Annotated in this window: 19 protein-coding genes; all 19 read left to right on the plus strand. The window is 70.7% G+C overall.

Features of this window, described 5'->3' with window-relative positions; all coding sequences use genetic code 11:
• Positions 1-110: 110 nt before the first annotated feature.
• The 19 genes from pyrR to ribH all read left to right on the plus strand — a co-directional run bounded on the left by pyrR (position 111) and on the right by ribH (position 20,356).
• The gene (pyrR, locus tag RN607_RS06660; protein ID WP_313501250.1) at positions 111-668 is read left to right on the plus strand and encodes a bifunctional pyr operon transcriptional regulator/uracil phosphoribosyltransferase PyrR; all 558 of its coding nucleotides are present in this window, start codon (positions 111-113) and stop codon (positions 666-668) included.
• A complete protein-coding gene (locus RN607_RS06665) occupies positions 665-1,624 on the plus strand; it encodes an aspartate carbamoyltransferase catalytic subunit (RefSeq protein WP_313545205.1) in 960 nt (319 codons plus the stop codon). The genes pyrR and RN607_RS06665 overlap by 4 nt, the downstream gene beginning before the upstream one ends.
• The gene (locus tag RN607_RS06670; RefSeq protein WP_376784250.1) at positions 1,621-2,964 is read left to right on the plus strand and encodes a dihydroorotase; all 1,344 of its coding nucleotides are present in this window, start codon (positions 1,621-1,623) and stop codon (positions 2,962-2,964) included. The genes RN607_RS06665 and RN607_RS06670 overlap by 4 nt, the downstream gene beginning before the upstream one ends.
• Positions 2,961-4,082, plus strand: coding sequence for a glutamine-hydrolyzing carbamoyl-phosphate synthase small subunit (gene carA / locus RN607_RS06675; protein WP_313501255.1), 1,122 nt, complete (start codon positions 2,961-2,963; stop codon positions 4,080-4,082). Before RN607_RS06670 ends, carA begins: the two co-directional genes overlap by 4 nt.
• A 2-nt stretch (positions 4,083-4,084) precedes the next feature.
• Positions 4,085-7,378, plus strand: a complete 3,294-nt coding sequence (carB, locus tag RN607_RS06680; protein ID WP_313545207.1) for a carbamoyl-phosphate synthase large subunit — start codon at positions 4,085-4,087, stop codon at positions 7,376-7,378.
• 82 nt (positions 7,379-7,460) lie between these two features.
• Positions 7,461-8,318, plus strand: coding sequence for an orotidine-5'-phosphate decarboxylase (pyrF, locus tag RN607_RS06685; RefSeq protein WP_313501261.1), 858 nt, complete (start codon positions 7,461-7,463; stop codon positions 8,316-8,318).
• 19 nt (positions 8,319-8,337) lie between these two features.
• Positions 8,338-8,652: an integration host factor, actinobacterial type gene (gene mihF, locus RN607_RS06690; protein ID WP_313501264.1), complete on the plus strand. Its 315-nt coding sequence runs from the start codon at positions 8,338-8,340 to the stop codon at positions 8,650-8,652.
• Positions 8,649-9,203, plus strand: coding sequence for a guanylate kinase (gene gmk / locus RN607_RS06695; RefSeq protein WP_313501266.1), 555 nt, complete (start codon positions 8,649-8,651; stop codon positions 9,201-9,203). Before mihF ends, gmk begins: the two co-directional genes overlap by 4 nt.
• 60 nt (positions 9,204-9,263) lie before the next feature.
• Positions 9,264-9,530 (plus strand): DNA-directed RNA polymerase subunit omega, encoded by a 267-nt coding sequence (gene rpoZ, locus RN607_RS06700; protein WP_313501269.1) that lies wholly within the window; start codon positions 9,264-9,266, stop codon positions 9,528-9,530.
• Between the two features lie 11 nt (positions 9,531-9,541).
• Positions 9,542-10,777, plus strand: coding sequence for a bifunctional phosphopantothenoylcysteine decarboxylase/phosphopantothenate--cysteine ligase CoaBC (coaBC, locus tag RN607_RS06705; protein ID WP_313545209.1), 1,236 nt, complete (start codon positions 9,542-9,544; stop codon positions 10,775-10,777).
• 52 nt (positions 10,778-10,829) lie between these two features.
• A complete protein-coding gene (metK, locus tag RN607_RS06710) occupies positions 10,830-11,996 on the plus strand; it encodes a methionine adenosyltransferase (protein WP_313545211.1) in 1,167 nt (388 codons plus the stop codon).
• A gap of 8 nt (positions 11,997-12,004) precedes the next feature.
• Positions 12,005-14,002, plus strand: coding sequence for a primosomal protein N' family DNA-binding protein (locus tag RN607_RS06715; protein WP_313545213.1), 1,998 nt, complete (start codon positions 12,005-12,007; stop codon positions 14,000-14,002).
• A 50-nt stretch (positions 14,003-14,052) separates the two neighbouring features.
• Positions 14,053-14,988 carry a methionyl-tRNA formyltransferase gene (gene fmt, locus RN607_RS06720; protein WP_313545215.1) on the plus strand — a complete coding sequence of 312 codons (936 nt, stop codon included), beginning with the start codon at positions 14,053-14,055 and terminating at the stop codon, positions 14,986-14,988.
• On the plus strand, positions 14,985-16,349 hold the full coding sequence (locus RN607_RS06725; RefSeq protein ID WP_313545218.1) for an RsmB/NOP family class I SAM-dependent RNA methyltransferase: 1,365 nt from the start codon (positions 14,985-14,987) through the stop codon (positions 16,347-16,349). Before fmt ends, RN607_RS06725 begins: the two co-directional genes overlap by 4 nt.
• Before the next feature lie 30 nt (positions 16,350-16,379).
• Positions 16,380-17,045, plus strand: coding sequence for a ribulose-phosphate 3-epimerase (gene rpe / locus RN607_RS06730; RefSeq protein WP_313545220.1), 666 nt, complete (start codon positions 16,380-16,382; stop codon positions 17,043-17,045).
• The gene (gene ribD, locus RN607_RS06735) at positions 17,042-18,064 is read left to right on the plus strand and encodes a bifunctional diaminohydroxyphosphoribosylaminopyrimidine deaminase/5-amino-6-(5-phosphoribosylamino)uracil reductase RibD (protein ID WP_313501289.1); all 1,023 of its coding nucleotides are present in this window, start codon (positions 17,042-17,044) and stop codon (positions 18,062-18,064) included. Before rpe ends, ribD begins: the two co-directional genes overlap by 4 nt.
• Positions 18,064-18,657: a riboflavin synthase gene (locus RN607_RS06740; protein WP_313545222.1), complete on the plus strand. Its 594-nt coding sequence runs from the start codon at positions 18,064-18,066 to the stop codon at positions 18,655-18,657. Before ribD ends, RN607_RS06740 begins: the two co-directional genes overlap by 1 nt.
• Positions 18,654-19,895, plus strand: a complete 1,242-nt coding sequence (ribB, locus tag RN607_RS06745) for a 3,4-dihydroxy-2-butanone-4-phosphate synthase (RefSeq protein ID WP_313501295.1) — start codon at positions 18,654-18,656, stop codon at positions 19,893-19,895. The genes RN607_RS06740 and ribB overlap by 4 nt, the downstream gene beginning before the upstream one ends.
• Positions 19,892-20,356, plus strand: coding sequence for a 6,7-dimethyl-8-ribityllumazine synthase (gene ribH / locus RN607_RS06750; RefSeq protein WP_313545224.1), 465 nt, complete (start codon positions 19,892-19,894; stop codon positions 20,354-20,356). Before ribB ends, ribH begins: the two co-directional genes overlap by 4 nt.
• Positions 20,357-20,413 lie beyond the last annotated feature (57 nt).

Here is a 20,413-nt window from a genome sequence, read left to right on the forward strand (position 1 = left end):
CCGCGACGTGTCGCGGCGCGCCTCGTCTGACCGCACCACCCGGCCTCGTCGGCTACCCTTGTCCCGACACCCTTTAACCACCGTCCTGTGAGGCGGAGAAGGAGGTCGCCGTGACCGGCACCTTGCTCGGCGCGCCTGATATCAGCCGCGCGCTCACCCGAATCGCCCATGAGATCCTCGAGCGCAACGACGGGCCCGGATCCGTGGTCCTGCTCGGCATCCCGACCCGCGGGCTCCCTCTGGCGGAGAGGATCGCCCGCCGCATCTCCGAGGTCGAGGAAGGCTTCGAGACGCAGGCTCGCTGCGGCGCCCTCGACATCACCATGTACCGGGACGACCTTCACCGGCAGCCGACCCGCACCATCGGCACCACCAGGGTGCCGTCGGCCGGGATCGACGACCAGGTCGTCGTCCTCGTGGACGACGTGCTCCACACCGGCCGCACCATCCGTGCCGCGCTCGACGCGATCAAGGATCTGGGAAGGCCCCGCGCGGTGCAGCTCGCAGTCCTGGTGGACCGCGGCCACCGCGAGCTCCCGATCCGCGCCGACTTCGTCGGCAAGAACATCCCGACTTCGCGCAGCGAGCGCGTGGACGTGCACCTGACGGAGATCGACGGCGAGGACGCCGTCATCCTGGCCGGAGGCAGGGGAGGGGACGACGCATGAGGCACCTTCTGGGCACCCCGCAGCTGAGCCGCGACGAGGCCATCCAGATCCTCGACACCGCGGCGCAGATGGCCGCCACGCAGGAGCGTGAGATCCGCAAGCTCCCCACCCTGCGTGGCAAGACCGTGGTGAACCTGTTCTTCGAGGACTCGACCCGCACCCGCATCTCCTTCGAGGCGGCGGCGAAGCGCCTCAGCGCCGACGTGATCAACTTCGCGGCCAAGGGCTCCAGCGTCTCCAAGGGCGAGAGCCTGAAGGACACGGCCCTCACTCTGCAGGCCATGGGCGCCGACGCGGTGGTCATCCGCCACTGGGCCTCCGGGGCCGCGCAGCAGCTCGCCGAGGCCGGCTGGATGCACGGCCACGTGGTGAACGCCGGTGACGGCACCCATCAGCACCCCACGCAGGCGCTGCTGGACGCGTTCACCGCCCGACGTCACCTGGTCGCCGACCCCGACGGCAAGGGACTCGACGGGCTGAAGATCGGCATCGTCGGGGACATCCTCCACTCACGCGTGGCGCGCTCCAACGTCTCGCTGCTGACGACGCTCGGTGCAGAGGTCGTGTTCGTCGCGCCGCCGACGCTGGTGCCGGTGGGCATCGAGGGCTGGCCCGTGACCGTGCACCACGCCCTGGACGAGGCGATCGAGGCGCACGACCTGGATGCGCTGATGATGCTCCGCGTGCAGCGCGAGCGCATGACCGGCGGCGGCTCCGCGTTCTTCCCGAGCCCCGAGGAGTACACGCGCCTCTTCGGACTGGACGCGGACCGCATGGGCCGTCTGCCCGAGCACGCCATCATCATGCATCCCGGACCCATGAACAGGGGCCTGGAGATCTCTGCGGAGGCTGCCGACTCGCCCCGCTCCGTCATCGTCGAACAGGTCGCCAACGGTGTGGCGGTGCGGATGGCCGTGCTGTACCTGCTGCTGGCTGGAGAGGAGAGCGCCGAGTGAGCGCCACAATCCCGTACGTCGCCCCGAGCGAGTCCATGCCCTTCGTCATCACGGGTGCGTCCGTCTACGGCGAGGAGGTGCGTGAGATCGCCGTCGTGGACGGCCTGATCGTGGACCCTGCCGAGGCACCCGCCGACGCGGTCCGAGTCGACGCCTCCGGCTGCGTCCTGCTTCCCGGCCTCGTGGACCTGCACACGCATCTGCGCGAGCCCGGACGCGAGGACGCCGAGACGATCGAGACAGGCTCGCGCGCCGCGGCCAGGGGCGGCTGGACCGCCGTGCACGCCATGGCGAACACCAACCCCGTGTCCGACACGGCGGGCGTGGTGGAGCAGGTCTGGTCACGCGGACGCGAGATCGGCCTGGTGGATGTGTTCCCGGTGGGCGCGGTCACCGTGGGCCTCAAGGGCGAGCACCTGTCGGAGATGGGCGCGATGGCCCACTCGAAGGCCCGCGTGCGTGCCTTCTCCGACGACGGCGTCTGCGTCTACGACCCGGTGATCATGCGGCGGGCGCTCGAGTACGTGAAGACGTTCGACGGTGTGATCATCCAGCACGCCCAGGACCTGCGCCTCACCGAGGGCTCGCAGATGCATGAGGGCGACGTCTCCGCCGAGCTCGGCTTGGCAGGGTGGCCCGCGGTCGCCGAGGAGTCGATCGTGGTGCGCGACGCGCTTCTCGCCGGCCACGTCGGCTCGCGGGTGCACATCCAGCACCTGTCCACCGCAGGCGCCGTCGACATCGTCCGGTGGGCCAAGGCCAAGGGCTACGACGTCACCGCGGAGGCCACGCCGCACCACCTGAACCTCACCCATGAGGAGGCGCGTTCGTACGACCCGCGCTTCAAGGTGAACCCGCCGTTGCGCACCCAGGAGGACGTGCAGGCGCTCCGTGAGGGGCTCGCCGACGGCACGATCGACATCATCGCCACCGACCACGCCCCCCATGCATCCGAGAACAAGGACTGCGAGTGGGCGGCGGCCTCGTTCGGGATGACCGGGCTGGAGACCGCGGTGGGCGCCGTGCAGGCGGCGATGGTGGACACTGGACTCATGACCTGGAGGGATGTCGCGCGAGTGATGTCCGAGGTGCCCGCCCGGATCGGGCGGGTCGACCACCTCCACGGTCGCCCCATCGCCGTGGGCGAGCCGGCGAACCTCGTGCTCGTCGATCCCCAGGCCAAGCACACCGTCGACCCCGCGACGCAGGCGAGCCGCTCCCGCAACACCCCGTTCGCGGGGCGCGAGCTGCCCGGAAGAGCGGTCGGCACGTTCCTGCGCGGCGTCCCCACGTATCTGGACCCGCGCTTCGACCAGACCTTCGAAGGAGTCCCCGCGTGACCGACACGGCACTGCTCGTCCTCGAGGACGGACAGGTCTTCCAGGGCAAGCGCTACGGCGCGGCCGGGCAGACGCTCGGCGAGATCGTCTTCAACACCGGCATGACCGGCTACCAGGAGACCCTGACCGACCCCAGCTACCACCGCCAGATCGTCGTGATGACGGCACCGCACATCGGCAACACCGGCGTCAACGACGAGGACGACGAGTCGACCCAGATCTGGGTCGCGGGCTACGTGGTGCGGGACCCTGCGCGCGTCCCGTCGAGCTGGCGCGCGACGCGCAGCCTGGACGACATGCTCGAGAGCCAGGGCATCGTCGGCATCTCCGGCATCGACACGCGTCAGCTGACCCGCATCCTGCGCGAGGGCGTGATGCGTGCAGGCATCTTCTCCGGTGACGCGCTGGCAGACGTGCCCGAGCTCGTCGCCCGCGTCAAGGCAGGGGAGGAGATGGCCGGCGCCCACCTGGCCGACGCCGTCTCGGTCGCCGAGCCCTACGAGATCGCGCCCAAGGGCGAGGACCTCGGACTCCACGTCGTCGCCGTCGACCTCGGCATCAAGGCCATGACGCCCGAGCGGATGGCCGAGCGCGGGCTGCGCGTCACAGTCGTACCGTCGTCCACCACCGGCGAGCAGATCCTCGCCATGCAGCCCGACGGCGTGTTCTTCTCCAACGGCCCTGGTGACCCTGCCGCAGCGGACCGTTCCGTCGGCGACCTGCGCAAGGTGCTCGACCAGAAGGTGCCCTTCTTCGGCATCTGCTTCGGCAACCAGCTCCTGGGCCGCGCGCTCGGATACGGCACGTACAAGCTGCCGTTCGGCCACCGCGGCATCAACCAGCCCGTCATGGATCGCACCACCAACAAGGTGGAGATCACGGCGCACAACCACGGCTTCGCCGTCGACGCACCTCTGGACGGAGAGAGCGACGCACCCGCCGGCTACGGCCGGGTGAAGGTGAGCCACGTGTGCCTCAACGACGACGTCGTCGAGGGCCTCGAGTGCCTCGACATCCCCGCCTTCTCGGTCCAGTACCACCCGGAAGCGGCCGCGGGTCCCCACGACGCCGCCTACCTGTTCGACCGGTTCATCGACCTCATGAAGGGGGAGCGCTGACGATGCCCAAGCGCGACGACATCAAGTCCGTGCTGGTGATCGGCTCCGGCCCCATCGTCATCGGACAGGCCTGCGAGTTCGACTACTCCGGCACGCAGGCATGCCGCGTCCTCAAGTCCGAGGGCGTACGCGTCATCCTCGTGAACTCGAACCCGGCCACGATCATGACCGACCCCGAGTTCGCCGACGCCACCTACGTCGAGCCGATCACCGTCGAGGTCATCGAACGGATCATCGAGAAGGAGAAGCCCGACGCGCTGCTCCCGACGCTCGGTGGCCAGACCGCGCTCAACGCCGCGATCGCCGTGGCCGAGGCAGGGATCCTCGACAAGCACGGCGTGGAGCTGATCGGCGCCAACCTCGAGGCGATCAACCTGGGCGAGAACCGCGAGCTGTTCAAGGGTGTCGTGGAGCGCTGCGGCGCGGACTCGGCGCGCTCCGCGATCTGCCACACGATGGACGAGCTGCTCGCCGCGGCTGAGGACCTCAAATACCCCGTCGTGGTGCGCCCCTCCTTCACCATGGGCGGCCTCGGCTCCGGCTTCGCATGGAACGAGGAGGACCTGCGCCGCATCGGCGGCCAGGGCCTCCACTACTCGCCGACCACCGAAGTGCTGCTCGAGGAGTCGATCCTCGGGTGGAAGGAGTTCGAGCTCGAGCTCATGCGCGACCGCAACGACAACGTCGTGGTGGTCTGCTCCATCGAGAACGTGGACCCCGTGGGCGTGCACACCGGGGACTCGGTCACCGTCGCCCCGGCCATGACCCTCACCGACCGCGAGTACCAGCGCATGCGCGACGTCGGGATCGCGATCATCCGGGAGGTGGGCGTCGACACCGGCGGCTGCAACGTGCAGTTCGCGGTAGAGCCCGAGACGGGTCGCTTGATCGTCATCGAGATGAACCCCCGCGTGTCGCGCTCGTCGGCCCTCGCATCCAAGGCCACCGGCTTCCCGATCGCCAAGATCGCGGCCCGCCTTGCGCTCGGCTACACGCTCGACGAGATCCCCAACGACATCACCGGCTCGACGCCGGCCTCCTTCGAGCCGACGCTCGACTACGTCGTCGTGAAGGTGCCGCGGTTCGCGTTCGAGAAGTTCCCGGCGGCCGACCCGGTGCTCACCACGACCATGAAGTCCGTGGGCGAGGCGATGAGCATCGGCCGCTCCTTCACGGAGGCGCTCGGCAAGGCGCTGCGGTCCATCGACAAGAAGAACGCGAACTTCCACTGGCGCGGCGACGCCCCGGTGGACGGTGAGATCGAGGAGCTCCTCGAGGCGATCGTCACGCCCACCGAGGGCCGCTTCATCCAGGTGCAGCAGCTGCTGCGTGCGGTGCACGCAGGCGACCTCTCCATGGACCGCGTCTACGAGGCATGCCGCATCGACCCGTGGTTCCTGGACCAGATGCTGCTCATGAACGAGGTCGCGGACTCCGTCGCGAAGGCACCCGAGCTCACGGAGCCGGTGCTGCGCGACGCCAAGCGCCATGGCCTGTCCGACGAGCAGGTCGCCTCCCTGCGCGGTCTCGACGTCGCCGAGGTGCGCGAGGCACGCCAGGCGCTGGGAGTCGTCCCGGTGTTCAAGACCGTGGACACCTGCGCCGCCGAGTTCGAGGCGCGCACGCCGTACCACTACAGCTCGTACGACGCAGAGAACGAGGTCGCGCCCCGTGAGCGTGAGGCGATCCTGATCCTCGGCTCCGGCCCCAACCGCATCGGCCAGGGCATCGAGTTCGACTACTCGTGCGTGCACGCCGCGCTCAGCCTCAAGGACCGCTACGAGACCGTCATGGTCAACTGCAACCCTGAGACCGTCTCCACCGACTACGACACGGCCAACCGCCTCTACTTCGAGCCCCTGACGTTCGAGGACGTCATGGAGGTCTACGAGGCCGAGAAGGCGGCGGGCCCCATCAAGGGGATGTTCGTCCAGCTCGGCGGACAGACCCCGCTCAGCCTGGCCCAGCGACTGGCCGACGCGGGCGTCCCGATCCTGGGCACCTCGCCTCGGGCGATCGACAACGCCGAGGACCGTGAGGCGTTCGGCAAGGTGCTCGAGTCCGCAGGCCTCCCCGCTCCCGCCTATGGCACCGCGCGAGGCATCGACGAGGCGATCGAGATCGCCGAGAGCATCGGCTTCCCCGTGCTGGTCCGTCCGTCCTACGTGCTCGGCGGACGCGGCATGGAGATCGTGTACGACCGCGCGCAGCTCGAGGACTACGGCACCCGGATGGACTCCGTGGGCGATCACGCGACCGACGCGCCGCTGCTGGTGGACCGCTTCCTGGATGACGCGATCGAGATCGACGTCGACGCGCTGTACGACGGCGAGGAGCTCTACCTGGGTGGTGTCATGGAGCACATCGAGGAGGCCGGCATCCACTCCGGTGACTCCGCGTGCGTGCTTCCGCCGGTGACGCTGTCCGCGACCGAGCTCGTGCGGATCCGTCGCTCCACCGAGGCCCTGGCCAAGGGCATCGGCGTGCGCGGCCTCATGAACGTGCAGTTCGCGCTCGTGAGCGACGTGCTCTACGTGCTCGAGGCGAACCCTCGTGCGTCGCGCACGGTGCCGTTCGTCGCGAAGGCGACGGGCGTGCCGCTGGCCACCGCGGCCTCGCTGCTCATGGCCGGCGCCTCCATCGCAGATCTGCGCCGGGACGGCATCCTGCCCCCGACCGATGCGGCGGTGATCGACATGCGTCAGCGCATCGCGGTCAAGGAGGCCGTGCTGCCCTTCCGTCGGTTCCGCACCCACGAGGGCCTCTCCGTCGACACCGTGCTCGGCCCCGAGATGCGGTCCACCGGCGAGGTGATGGGCTTCGACGAGACCTTCCCCATGGCGTTCGCCAAGTCTCAGGCAGGTGCCTTCGGAGGTCTTCCGACCGCCGGCACCGTGTTCATCTCGGTCGCGGACCGCGACAAGCGGTCCATGACCTTCCCGGTCGCGCGCCTGCACCAGCTGGGCTTCCGCATCCTCGCGACCCAGGGCACCGCGCAGGTGCTGGCACGCAATGGCATCCCGGCGGAGGTGGTGCGCAAGTATCACCAGGGGCGCGGCCCCGAAGGCGAGCCGACCATCGTCGACCTGATCCAGGCGGGAGAGGTACACCTGGTCGTCAACACGCCGTCCGGCCAGGGCGCCCGCGCCGACGGCTACGAGATCCGCGCGGCGGCGACCGCCTCCGATGCCGCGATCGTGACCACCACCCAGCAGCTCTCGGCGGCGGTGCAGGCGATCGAGGCGCTCCAGAACGGGCGCTTCGAGGTGCTCAGCCTGCAGGAGGCGCACGCATAGTCCCTGCAAGGTGGCTGTGACATGGGTACGATGAGGGAGATCGCGACGGCGGGCGACGGGTCCGCCGATCAGGAGGAGCAGCATGGCATTCGGTGAACGGCTGGCCGCGGCGATGGACGAGGCCGGTCCGCTCTGCGTGGGCATCGACCCGCACCCTGAGCTTCTGGCGCGCTGGGGGCTGAACGATTCGGCGGAGAGCCTCGCGGCCTTCGGTGAGACGGTGCTCGAGGCCTGTGTGCGTTCCGCGGCGGCCGTGAAGCCGAACGCAGCGTTCTTCGAGCGTCACGGCGCACGGGGCGTGGCCGCGCTCGAGCACATCCTCGGCAGGGCCCGCGAGCTGGAGATCCTGACCATCCTGGACGCGAAGCGCGGTGACATCGGCTCCACCATGGAGGGCTACGCGGACGCGTACCTGTCGGAGGGCGTGCCCCTCGAGGCCGACGCGATCACCGTGTCCCCGTACCTCGGCTTCGGCTCGCTTCAGCCGGCCTTCGACCTTGCGAAGCACACCGGCAAGGGTGTCTTCGTGCTCGCGCTCACCTCGAATCCCGAGGGTGCGGAGGTGCAGCACGCGCGCACCCCCGACGGCGAGTCCGTGGCTGGCGCGATCGTGCGCCAGGCCAACGCCCTCAACGAAGGCGCGGAGCGCATGGGTGACGTCGGCCTGGTGGTCGGCGCGACCGTGGGCGACGCCGTCAAGGACCTGGGGATCGATCTCGGGTCGTTCAACGGACCGATCCTCGCGCCCGGAGTGGGCGCGCAGGGTGCGGGACCTCAGCAGCTGCTGCAGGTATTCGGCAACGCCCGCGGGCGTGTGCTTGTCAACCAGTCGCGAGGGGTGCTCAACGCGGGCCCCTTCGTGGAGAAGCTGCGCGGCGCGATCCAGGCTGCGGCCGGCGCGGCGCAGTACACCCTGCAGTCGTTCGACGTGCAGGACTAGCGACGAGGAGGGAAGGTCCATGGCCACTCCGGAGCTGTCCCAGGAGCAGCGTGCCGAGGCGCTGGTGAAGGCCACCGCCGTCCGTTCGGCCCGACGCGTGTTCAAGGAGGATCTTGCACGCGGCGGCATGACGCTTGAGAAGGCGATCGCGCAGGCCAAGGCGGACGAGGCGCTCGCCGGGATCCGAGTCAAGGATCTTCTGCAGTGCCTGCCGGGCATCGGTCCCAAGCGGGCGATCGTCGTGATGGACGACATCGGCATCTCGCATGCGCGACGCATCCGCGGACTCGGCACCCATCAGGTGGAGGCGCTGCTCGCGCGCGAGCGCCAGTGAGTCGACTCGTCGTGCTGGCGGGCCCTACGGCCGTCGGCAAGGGCACGGTCGTGCGCGCGTTGAGCGAGGCGCGCCCAGAGATCTGGGTGTCGGTCTCGGCGACGACGCGCACGCCGCGTCCGGGCGAGATCGACGGCGTCCACTACTTCTTCGTGTCGGACGAGGAGTTCGACCGGATGATCGCCGACGGCGAGCTGCTCGAATGGGCTGTGGTCCACGGCGCGCACCGGTACGGCACGCCGCGTCGGCCGGTCGAGGAGCGTCTGGCGGACGACGTGCCCTGCGTGCTCGAGATCGACCTTCAGGGCGCGCGCCAGGTGCGCGCGACGATGCCGGAGGCGCTGTTCGTCTTCCTCGCTCCACCCTCGTGGGACGAGCTGGTGCGTCGGCTCGTGGGTCGCGGCACCGAGTCGGAGGAGGAGCGGGAGCGTCGCCTGCAGACGGCCCGCGATGAGCTTGCAGCCGTCTCGGAGTTCGACGAGGAGCTCGTCAATGACGATCTGGAGACCACCGTGGCGGGCCTCGCAGCCCTGGTCGACGCCGCACGGTAGACTGATGCGGGTTTGCGGGGCGAGCGCCCCCGCATGGAAACGCTAAGCAAGGAGCATGACGTGGCTGGAACTGTGGCCGATCCCCAGGGCATCACCAACCCGCCCATCGACGAGCTGCTGGAGAAGGTGGACTCGAAGTACGCGCTGGTGATCTACAGCTCGAAGCGTGCACGCCAGATCAACTCGTACTACGAGGTGCTCGGCGAGGGTCACTTCGACAACGTGGGCCCGCTCGTCGAGGCCGACCAGACCGACAAGCCGCTGTCCGTGGCCCTGCGCGAGATCAACGCGGGCGGCCTGCTGGAGCTCGGCGACTCCGCCGAGTAGTCCCGCGACGCATGCGCGTCCTCCTGGGGGTGACCGGCGGCATCGCCGCATACAAGGTCGCACTCGTGCTGCGTCGGCTCACCGAGGACGGCCACTCCGTCAGGGTGATCCCCACGGCGGCATCGCTCCAGTTCGTGGGACGCGCCACCTGGGAGGCGCTGTCCGGACACCCTGCGCCGACGGATACGTTCGAGGACGTGCCGTCGGTGCAGCATGTACGGCTCGGTCAGCGGGCGGACGTGGTGCTGGTGGCCCCCGCCACCGCCGACTTCCTCGCCTCCATGGCGCGCGGAGAGGCCCGTGACCTCCTGGGCAACGCGCTGCTCGCAACCGCCGCGCCTGTGGTGGTCGCACCCGCGATGCACACGGAGATGTGGCAGAACCCCGCCACCCGCGCCAACGTGCAGACGCTTCGCGACCGGGGCGTCCACGTCATCGAGCCCGCCATCGGCCGACTCACCGGACCCGACTCGGGGCCCGGACGGCTGCCGGATCCCGCCCAGATCGTCGACGCGCTCTACGGCGTCGTGCGTGGGACCGGGCTCACCACGGCACCGAACGCGGACGCCGACGCGTGGGGGGATCTTGAGGGGTTGAACGTCGTGGTCAGCGCCGGAGGCACGCGCGAGCCGCTCGACTCGGTCAGGTTCCTCGGCAACCGATCATCTGGGCGCCAGGGCTTCGCGATCGCCGAGGCGGCCCGAGAACGGGGTGCCCAGGTGACGGTCGTGGCGGCGCACGTGGCGCTTCCGCTCGGCGAGGGGATACGGCGCGTCGAGGTGTCGTCCACCGAGTCGCTGGGCGTGGCCATGCGAGCGGCCGCCGAGACCGCGGACGTCGTCATCATGGCCGCAGCGGTCGCGGACTTCCGCCCGGCGAAGGTCGCGGACCACAAGATCAAGAAGGACGGCGACGGCACGCTGACGCTGACGTTGTTGCCCACGGAGGATGTCCTCGCCGGCCTGGTGCGTTCGCGCAGGCCAGGCCAGACCGTCATCGGCTTCGCAGCCGAGACCGGCGACTCGGGTGCGACAGTCCTCGAGCACGGGGCCGCCAAGGCACGCCGCAAGGGTGCGGACCTCCTGTGCGTCAACGAGGTGGGCGTCGACAGAGGGTTCGGCGATCGTCCGAACGAGGTACGGATGCTCGCCTCCGACGGTGCCGAGGTCGCGCATGCTGCGGGTTCCAAGATCGAGGTCGCGCACCGCATCCTCGACCAGGTCGTGCGGCTGAGGCACCAGGTGTGACGCTCGCCGCTCCGTGAAGGCCACGTCAGTCGCGGGTCGTACGATGGTCGCCATGACCGACCTGAGGCTGTTCACGTCCGAGTCCGTGACCGAGGGCCACCCCGACAAGGTGTGCGACCAGGTGTCCGACGCCATCCTGGACGAGATGCTCCGGCAGGATCCCTCCTCGCGCGTCGCCGTCGAGACGATGGTCACGACCGGCCTGGTGCACGTGGCGGGCGAGGTCACGACCGAGGCCTATGTGGACATCCCAGGCGTCATCCGCGAGGTGGTCAAGTCGATCGGCTACACCTCCTCCAAGATCGGGTTCGACGGCGACTCGTGCGGCGTGTCGGTCTCGATCGGCGAGCAGAGCGCCGACATCTGGATGGGCGTCGGACACGCGACGGACGTCGACGGCGAGGACCTCGGTGCGGGGGACCAGGGCCTGATGTTCGGCTACGCGTGCAACGACACCGAGTCGCTGATGCCGTTGCCCATCGCCATCGCGCACCGCATGACCCAGCAGCTCGCGGCGGTGCGTCGCTCCGGTGCGGTCGCGGGCCTCAGGCCTGACGGCAAGAGCCAGGTCACCATCGGCTACGAGGGCGAGGCCGCAAAGACGGTCGACACGGTCGTCATGTCAAGCCAGCACGACGAGGGCATCGACATGGCCGAGCTTCGGGAGGCGCTCGAGTCAGCGGTGATCGAGCCCGTGCTCGAGGAGTTCGCGCTCGACTACTCGGGGCATCGCAGCCTGATCAATCCGACCGGCAGGTTCGAGATCGGCGGGCCCAAGGGCGATGCCGGGCTCACGGGTCGCAAGATCATCGTCGACACGTACGGCGGCATGGCACGGCACGGCGGCGGAGCCTTCTCTGGCAAGGACCCGTCCAAGGTGGATCGCTCGGCGGCGTACGCGATGCGATGGGTGGCCAAGAACGTGGTCGCTGCCGAGCTCGCCGACCGCTGCGAGGTTCAGGTGGCCTACGCGATCGGCACGGCGCATCCCGTCGGACTGTACGTGGAGACGTTCGGCACCGAGCAGGTGGCGCCAGAGCGGATCGCCGCCGCGGTCCGCGAGGTGTTCGATCTGCGTCCGGCAGCGATCATCGAGGCGCTCGATCTGCGCCGGCCGATCTACCGGCAGACGGCCGCCTACGGTCACTTCGGCCGGGAGCTTCCCGACTTCACGTGGGAGCGGACGGACCGCGTCGGCGATCTGCGCGCCGCGATCTGACAGCCACGGTGCCTGAGAGCGACAAGCCCGCGAATCGCGTGGCGCGCGTCGTCATCGACTCGCCGCTGCCGCACCTCGATCGTCCCTTCGACTACCTGCTGCCGGAGCGGCTCGCGCGGGTCGAGTCCGGGTACAGGGTGCGGGTGCCGTTCGCCGGGCGGCTCGTAAGCGGCGTCGTGATGGACGTCGTCCGGCAGAGCGAGTTCTCCGGAAGTCTGCGTGAGGTGCGGTCCGCGGCGCATGCTGCCTCGTACACGCCCGAGTCCCTGGCGCTGGCGCACGCGCTTGCGCGGCGTGCGTGCGGATCGACGTGGGACGTGCTGCGACTCATGGCGCCGCCTCGTGTCGCCGCTGTCGAGAAGCGCCCGCCCGAGGGCGAGGTCGACCTGCGACGCCTTGTCGACGCCGCGCGCGCCCTTGGCGACGCCCGCGGCACGCACGCGACCGGAGCAAGCAGCGGCGCCGTGGCTCAGGCACGGACCACGCTCGCGGCGGGTCAACGGAGGCCGATGCGCACCGTGAGACAGATGCTTCCCGACGACGACAGCCCCAGCGCGACACCGGCCCGGTCGCTCGCGAAGGAGGCCGCCGAGGCTGCGGGTGAGGGCCGCGGCTCGGTGATCGTCGTCGTGCCGGACGCCAGGGCCGCAGCGGCGGTCGCGCGCGCCTGGCGCGCGGCCGGGTTGGAGCGGTGGACGCCGCGTGGGGGCGGAGACTTCGTCGCCCTCGACGCAGACGACGGGCCGAACGTGCGGTACGGCCAGTACCTGGCGGCGCTGCGAGGCGAGGTGCGCCTCGTCGTCGGCACCAGACCCGCGGCGCTGCAACCCGTGCCCCGACTCGGGCTGCTGCTCCTGTGGGACGACGGGCATTCCGCCTACGAGGACCCCCACGCGCCGTATCTGCACGCGCGAACAGTCGCGAGCGTCCGCGCGGAACGTGAGGACTGCGATCTGATCATGGCGGCGTACGCCCCCTCGATCGAGGCGGTCGCGCTCGCCCAACATGGGTGGTGCACGCTCGAGCGTCCCTCGGTGGCACAGATCCGCGCCGCCACGCCGGTGATCGACCTCTGGGACGACTCCCGGCGTGCAGCCGAGGGCCCGGCGGGCCGTCATTGGATGCCGCCGGGGGTGTGGAGGAGGGTCCGCGCCGCGCTCGAGCATGGACCGGTCGCCGTCGTGGTGCCACGTGCCGGATACGTGGCGGCTACCGCCTGCGCGGGTTGCGACACGTGGGCGCAGTGCCGAGAGTGCGGCGGCTCCCTGAGCCTCCCCGGACGGCAGGGGGACCCGTCGTGCGTGGCCTGCGGAACGGTGCAGGTCGATTGGCATTGTCCTGACTGTCACAGCCGTCGGCTCGCACACCGACGACAGGGCGTGCAGCGGGTCGCGGAGCAGCTCGAGGCGATGGCGTCAGGAACGGCCGTGGCTGTCTCGTCAGGCGCGACCGGCGTGCTCGACGACGGCGCGGCTGCGTCAGGCATCGTCGTCGCCACCCCTGGCGCGATACCGGCCATCGAGGGCGGCTATGCCCACGTGGTGGTGCTCGACGCCGCAGCGCCCGCGGGCGGCCTCGGCGGAGAGATCGTCGCGCTCAGGCACTGGCTCGTCGCCGCGGCGCACGCGAGGTCGCGCGCAGCTCACGGAGGTGTCTCGGTGGTGGGTGAGCTGCCCGCCTTGACCGCCCGCGCGCTCAGCTCGTGGCGGGCCGCCGATGCGGCACAGGAGGCATACGAGGAGCGGCTCGCGCTGGGGCTTCCGCCGGCGACCAGGCACATTCGGATCGACGGTGAGCCACAGCCGGTGCACGCCGCGCTCGTACGCGTCGGAGCCGACCGCGGCGGTGCAGTCGTGGCGCCCGACCACCAGGGCGCGTCGCTCCTGCTGACGCGCGCCTCCGCACAGGCCTGCGTGGACGCGTTGCGCGAGGTCTGCAGCGAGCAGTCGAAGGCCGGGGCCGCTCCCATCCGGGTCCGTGTGGATGGGCCGCTGCGCCTGGCCTGACGGGCGAGCGATCGCCACGGCGGCGCGAGCAGTCCACCTACGATGGGGGCATGCGTCTCCTCTTCGCCGGCACCCCCGAGGTGGCCGTCCCGAGCCTTGAGGCGTTGCTCGCCTCCGACCACGAGGTGGTCGCCGTGATCACCCAGCCCGACGCGCGCGGTCGCCGCGGTCGCACGCTCCATCCGTCCCCGGTGAAGGAGTTCGCGCTGGCCCGCGGCCTGGACGTCCTGACGCCCGAGCGCGCCTCCGCGCCCAACTTCATCGCGCAGATCGAGGCGTGCGAGGCCGATGCCGCCGCTGTCGTGGCCTACGGGCAGATCCTTCGACCCCGACTGCTCGCAGCCACGAGGCTCGGCTGGGTGAACCTGCACTTCTCGGTGCTGCCCGCCTGGCGCGGCGCCGCGCCGGTGCAGCGCGCGCTGATGGGCGGTGACGACGTGACCGGCGCCACCACCTTCCTGCTGGACAAGGGGATGGACACCGGTCCCGTGCTCGGCGTGCTCACCGAGACGATCCGGCCGAACGACACGGCGGGCGACCTGCTGGACCGGCTCGCGCATGCAGGTGCGCCCCTGCTGGTGCAGACCCTCACGGCGATGGAGGCGGGTGCGCTCGTGCCGGAGCCGCAGAGCACGGAGGGCGTCTCGTACGCGCCCAAGCTCACACGAGAGGACGCCTACGTGCGGTGGGAGCTTCCGGCGCACACGGTGGATCGGCAGATCCGTGGGTGCACGCCCTCACCGGGTGCATGGACCACGCTCCCCGACGGTCAGGTGGCGAAGCTCGGTCCCGTGTCGCCGCGTCCCCATGCTGCGGGAACCGTGCCGGGACAGTTGCGCGGCGAGGACGGCGAGGTGCTGGTGGGCACGGGGACGCACCCGGTGGCCCTGACCTGGATCGCACCCGCCGGGCGCAGGTCGATGTCTGCCGTGGACTGGTGGCGGGGTGCGCGCCTTCCTGAGGGCTCGGCGTTGGGAGAGGCATGAGCCGCCGCGACCCCGCGCGTGAGGCCGCGCTCGAGTGCATCGATGCAGTCGACGCCGAGGGCGGCTACGCGAACCTGGTGATGCCTCGGATCCTGGCGGCGCACCGCCTCTCCGGGCGCGATGCGGCCTTCGCCACCGAGCTGGCGTACGGGGCTCTTCGCATGCATGGCCTGTACGACGCGGTGATCGGCTCGGCCGCAGGCCGTCCGATAGGCAAGGTCGATCCCGAGGTGCGGCGCGTCCTGTGGCTCGGCGTGCACCAGCTGCTCGGGATGCGGGTCGCGACCCACGCGGCCGTCAGCGAGACGGTGTCGCTGGCGCGCGCACGCGTCGGGGTCGGGCCGTCGAAGTTCGTCAACGCCGTCCTCAGGCGCGTCTCAGAGGTGTCTCGTGACGCGTGGATCGCGAGGGTCGCTCCGGGTTCGGGCCGCGACGCTGTGGCGCTGCAGCAGTCGCATCCTGCGTGGGTCGCCGCGGAGCTGGACCGTGCGCTGTCCGCCGACGGACGCGCCGGTCAGCTGGAATCGCTCCTCGTATCCGACAACGAGCCCGCACGCGTCGCGCTCGTGGCGCGCCCTGGTCTCGTCGATCGTGAGGCCCTCGTCGCATCGGCGCCTGGGGCGGTCCCTGGCACCCTGGCGCCGACCGCCGTCGTCCTCGCTGAAGGAGGCGATCCGGGATCGCTCGCAGAGGTGCGGGACCGCCGCGCCGCGGTGCAGGACGAGGGGAGCCAGGTGGTGGCGGCTGCGCTCGTCGCCGCCGCCCCGATGGCCTCAGGCGAGCGTTGGATCGATCTGTGCGCCGGTCCGGGCGGCAAGGCCGCGCTGCTGGGCGCCCACGCCGCCCTCGGAGGCGCCACTGTCGATGCGCTCGAGCTTCATCCGCATCGTGCACGCCTGGTGGAGGACTCCGTCAAGGCGATCCCGCAGGGCACGGTCTCCGTGTCGGTGGGTGACGGCACCGTATGGGGCGAACCCGGCTCCTACGATCGGGTGCTGCTCGACGCGCCGTGCACGGGCCTGGGTGCTCTGCGCCGCCGTCCCGAGGCACGGTGGCGCAAGGACCCGAGCGACGTGCCCGCCCTGCAGCAGCTGCAGGCGCAGCTCCTCGATCGGGCTCTCGCGCTCGTGCGGCCGGGAGGTCTGGTCGCCTACATCACGTGCTCGCCGCTGCTCGGCGAGACGCGGGACATCGTCTCCACGGCTCGCGGCGCCACCGTCCTCGACGCGCGCGAGGCGGTCGCGACGGTCACCGGCACCGACGTCGACGGGTGGGGGCGAGGCCCGCATGTGCAGCTGTGGACGCACGCGCACGGCACCGACAGCATGTTCCTCGCGCTGCTGCGTCGGGATGGGACCTGACCGCCTCCACGAGGGCGTTAGGTTGATCCCATGGGTATCCAGATCGCCCCGTCCATCCTGTCAGCCGACTTCGCCAACCTCGAGCGGGACATCGTCGCCGTGTCGGACGCGGACTGGCTGCACGTCGACGTGATGGACGGCCACTTCGTCCCGAACCTGACGCTCGGGCTGCCCGTGCTCGAACGGCTGGCCGAGGTGTCGCCGCTCCCTGTCGACGCCCACCTGATGATCGAGGACCCCGACCGTTGGGCGCCACGGTACGCGGAGGCGGGCGCGACGTCGGTGACCTTCCATCTCGAGGCCGCCGCGGACCCCGTGCGCATCGCGCGCGATCTGCGCGCCCTGGGAGCGCGCTCGTCCGTCGCTCTCAAGCCCGGCACCCCGGTGGAGCACGTGATCGACGTGCTCGTCGAGTTCGACATGGTGCTCGTGATGACCGTCGAGCCTGGCTTCGGCGGCCAGGCCTTCATGCCGGAGACGATGCCGAAGGTGCGCGCGCTGCGGGACGCCGCCCGGGCTGCAGGTCACCCGCTGCGCATCGAGGTAGACGGCGGCATAGCCCGCGACACGGTGCAGGCCGTCGTGCAGGCCGGAGCGGACATGCTCGTCGCGGGCTCCGCGATCTACAGCGCTGACGACAGGGCTGCGGCGATAGCCGAGCTGCGCCGCATCGCCAGTCAGGCGGCTGTCGGATGACCGGCGAGGTCCTGGGCGCGCCCGAGGCCATGGCGCGAGCCGTGTCCCTGGCGGCGCGGGGGCCCGCGTGGGGGCCCAATCCTCGCGTCGGCTGCGTCATCACCGCACCGACCGGCGAGGTGCTGGTGGAGGGCTGGCACCGTGGTGCAGGAACCGCTCATGCCGAGGCGCACGCGCTCGCCACGGCCGCGGAAGCAGGCGTCGACGTGGCGGGCGCGACGGCGTATGTCACGCTCGAGCCCTGTACCCACACAGGACGCACCGGTCCGTGCGCGGATGCGCTCACTGTCGCCGGCATCGGCCGAGTGATCTACGCAGTCGAGGATCCCAACCCGCAGGCAGCCGGCGGGGGAGAGGTGCTCAGAGGGCGAGGGATCGAGGCCGAGTTCGTGCCCGACGCAGCAGCTCGGGCCCTCAACTCCCGCTGGCTGCGGGCCATGGAGCTCGGCAGGCCGTACGTGATCGCCAAGTGGGCGCAGACGTTGGACGGCCGCACCGCGGCGGCGGACGGCACGAGCTTCTGGATCACCGGTGAGGAGGCGCGAGCCCACACCCACGGCACCCGCGCGGAGGTCGACGCGATCCTGGTGGGCACCGGGACCGTGCGCGCCGACGATCCCTCCCTCAGCGCCCGCCCACCGCACGTCGCCGACCCCCACCAGCCTCTGCGCGTCGTGATGGGCATGGGCGACACGAGCGGCGCGCGCGTCTGGCGCGACGGCAACGCCGTGGCGATCAGGACGCACGATCCACGCGAGGTGCTCGACATGCTGTGGCGGCGGGACGTGCGCACGCTGGTCGTGGAGGGCGGTTCCGTCGTCACGTCGGCCTTCTTCCGGAGCGGGCTCGTCGACGAGGTGCACGCCTACATCGCTCCGGCGTTGCTGGGTGCAGGCACCACCGTCGTCTCCGACCTGGGAATCCACACCATGACCGACGTGTTGAGAGGCTCGGACGTGACCACGACGCAGCTCGGCGCCGATACCCTGGTCACAGCAGCGTTCACGAAAGGACCTTGATGTTCACCGGCATCGTCGAGTCGGTCGGCACGATCACGGCCGTCACCGACAGCGGCGCCCAGTCTCAGATCGCGATCTCCTCTCCGGGGTTCGGCGACGACTTCGTCCACGGTGAGTCGATCGCCGTGGACGGCGTCTGCCTCACGGTCGCGAAGCACTCGGGCGACACCTGGATCGCGGACGTCATGCGCGTCACCCGCGAGACCACCACGCTCGCGGACCTGCACGTCGGTCAGCGCGTCAACCTGGAGCGCGCGATGCGCCCGGACGGCCGCCTGGGCGGTCACATGATGCAGGGGCACGTGGACGGCGTGGCCGAGCTCGTGTCCCGTGACTCGCAGCCAGACTGGACGGACCTGACGTTCCGGATCCCGGCCGACCTGGAGCGGTACGTGGTGGTGAAGGGATCCATCGCGCTGAACGGCGTGTCGCTCACGGTCGCGGCGCTCGAGGGCGACCTCGCGACGGTGTCGCTGATCCCGACGACCCTGACCGAGACCGGATTCGGCGAGATGGCGGTGGGGGCTCGTGCCAATGTGGAGGTCGACGTGATCGGAAAGTACGTCGAGAAGATGCTGGAGGCCCGCTCGTGAGCGCCGATCTGGTGGCCCTGGTGGAGCGCGCGTTGGACGACATCCGCGCGGGCAAGCCGGTGCTGGTGGCCGACTCGCATGACCGCGAGGACGAGGCGGACTTCATCATGTCCGCCGAGCGGGCGACCGTCGAGTGGGTCGCGTGGGGCATCCGGCACTCGTCCGGCTACCTCTGCGCGCCGATGACCGGGGACCGTGCCGACGCGCTGAACCTGCCGCTCATGGTGCCCGCGAGCCAGGACCCGCGCCGCACGGCCTACACCGTGTCGGTGGACGCGGCCTCGGGCGTCAGCACGGGGATCTCCGCCGCTGACCGTCATCACACGCTCCAGCTGCTCGCGGATCCGACCGCGGGAGCGGAGGCGTTCATCCGGCCCGGTCACGTGCTGCCGCTGCGTGCGGTCGCCGGTGGTGTCCTGCACCGCGCAGGTCACACCGAGGCCGCGGTGGACCTGTGCCGTCTGGCGGGAGTCTCGGCGGTGGCTGTCATCGCCGAGCTGGTCAACGACGACGGCACGATGATGCGTCAGGGCGACTCGTCGGCGCTGGCGGACAAGGACGGGCTGGTCTTCCTCACGATCGCCGACCTGATCGCGTACCGCAGGCTGATCGACGACCTTCCTGAGCCCGCCACGCCGCAGCCGCATCGGGTGCTGTTCGAGGGCGAGGCACGGCTTCCCACCGTGCACGGCGAGGTCACCGTGCGCGGCTACCGTGACGCACGCACCGGCGACGAGCACGTCGCGCTGACGGTGCCGCCCAAGGAGGGCATCGTCCCGATCGTGCGCGTGCATTCGGAGTGCCTGACGGGCGACGCGTTCGGGTCGCTGCGGTGCGACTGCGGACCCCAGCTCGACGCGGCGATCTCGCGAGTGGTCGAGGAGGGCGGCGCAGTCATCTATCTCACGGGTCACGAGGGTCGCGGGATCGGGATCCTCGCCAAGATCAAGGCCTACGGGCTGCAGGATCAGGGGCTCGACACCGTGGACGCGAACACCGAGCTCGGTCTGCCCGTCGACCGCCGCGAGTACGGTGCGGCCGCGGCGATCCTTGCCGACCTGGGCCTGACCGAGGTGCGGCTGCTGACGAACAACCCGGCCAAGGTCGAGGGTCTGCGCGCTTCGGGCATCACCTGTGTGGAGCGCGTGCCGCATCACGTCGGCGCGCATCCGGAGAACGAGTTCTATCGCCTTACCAAGGTGGAGCGCATGGGCCACCTGCTGGGAGAGGAATCATGAGCGGAGCGGGAGCACCCCAGATCACCGTCGAGGCCGCCGGCCTGACCGTGGAGATCGTCGCCTCGTCGTGGCACACCGAGGTCATGGACGGCCTGGTAGCAGGAGCGATCCGTGCCGCCGAGGCCGCGGGCGCCCAGCACCGGGTCACCCGCGTCGCTGGTGCGGTCGAGCTCACGGTCGTCGCGGAGGCGCTCGCCCGCCGCGGCGCCGACGCGATCGCATGCCTGGGCGTTGTCATCCGAGGCGGTACGCCCCATTTCGAGTACGTGTGCCAGTCCGTCACCCAGGGACTCACCGACGTCTCCCGGGAGCACTGCGTGCCCGTGGGCTTCGGAGTGCTCACCGTCGACACCGAGGAGCAGGCGCTCAACCGGGCCGGCCTGCCGGGCTCGGACGAGGACAAGGGCGCTGAGGCTGTCGAGGCGGCGCTTCAGACCGCGCTGACGCTCCGGTCGCTCTGAGATCGGGGAGCCGCGCGCACGGCGCGAACACCGCACGCGGTGTCGCAGGTGCAGGCA

Origin of the sequence: Demequina capsici, assembly GCF_032102965.1 — a bacterium.
GTDB lineage: Bacteria > Actinomycetota > Actinomycetes > Actinomycetales > Demequinaceae > Demequina > Demequina capsici.

What these genes read in the sequence shown, in the direction of transcription:
- RN607_RS06665 (WP_313545205.1), top strand. Translation starts at nt 665, where the DNA reads ATGAGGCACCTTCTGGGCACCCCGCAGCTGAGCCGCGACGAGGCCATC.
- carB (WP_313545207.1), top strand. Translation starts at nt 4,085, where the DNA reads ATGCCCAAGCGCGACGACATCAAGTCCGTGCTGGTGATCGGCTCCGGC.
- pyrF (WP_313501261.1), top strand. Translation starts at nt 7,461, where the DNA reads ATGGCATTCGGTGAACGGCTGGCCGCGGCGATGGACGAGGCCGGTCCG.
- mihF (WP_313501264.1), top strand. Translation starts at nt 8,338, where the DNA reads ATGGCCACTCCGGAGCTGTCCCAGGAGCAGCGTGCCGAGGCGCTGGTG.
- coaBC (WP_313545209.1), top strand. Translation starts at nt 9,542, where the DNA reads ATGCGCGTCCTCCTGGGGGTGACCGGCGGCATCGCCGCATACAAGGTC.
- metK (WP_313545211.1), top strand. Translation starts at nt 10,830, where the DNA reads ATGACCGACCTGAGGCTGTTCACGTCCGAGTCCGTGACCGAGGGCCAC.
- fmt (WP_313545215.1), top strand. Translation starts at nt 14,053, where the DNA reads ATGCGTCTCCTCTTCGCCGGCACCCCCGAGGTGGCCGTCCCGAGCCTT.
- RN607_RS06725 (WP_313545218.1), top strand. Translation starts at nt 14,985, where the DNA reads ATGAGCCGCCGCGACCCCGCGCGTGAGGCCGCGCTCGAGTGCATCGAT.
- rpe (WP_313545220.1), top strand. Translation starts at nt 16,380, where the DNA reads ATGGGTATCCAGATCGCCCCGTCCATCCTGTCAGCCGACTTCGCCAAC.
- ribD (WP_313501289.1), top strand. Translation starts at nt 17,042, where the DNA reads ATGACCGGCGAGGTCCTGGGCGCGCCCGAGGCCATGGCGCGAGCCGTG.
- RN607_RS06740 (WP_313545222.1), top strand. Translation starts at nt 18,064, where the DNA reads ATGTTCACCGGCATCGTCGAGTCGGTCGGCACGATCACGGCCGTCACC.
- ribH (WP_313545224.1), top strand. Translation starts at nt 19,892, where the DNA reads ATGAGCGGAGCGGGAGCACCCCAGATCACCGTCGAGGCCGCCGGCCTG.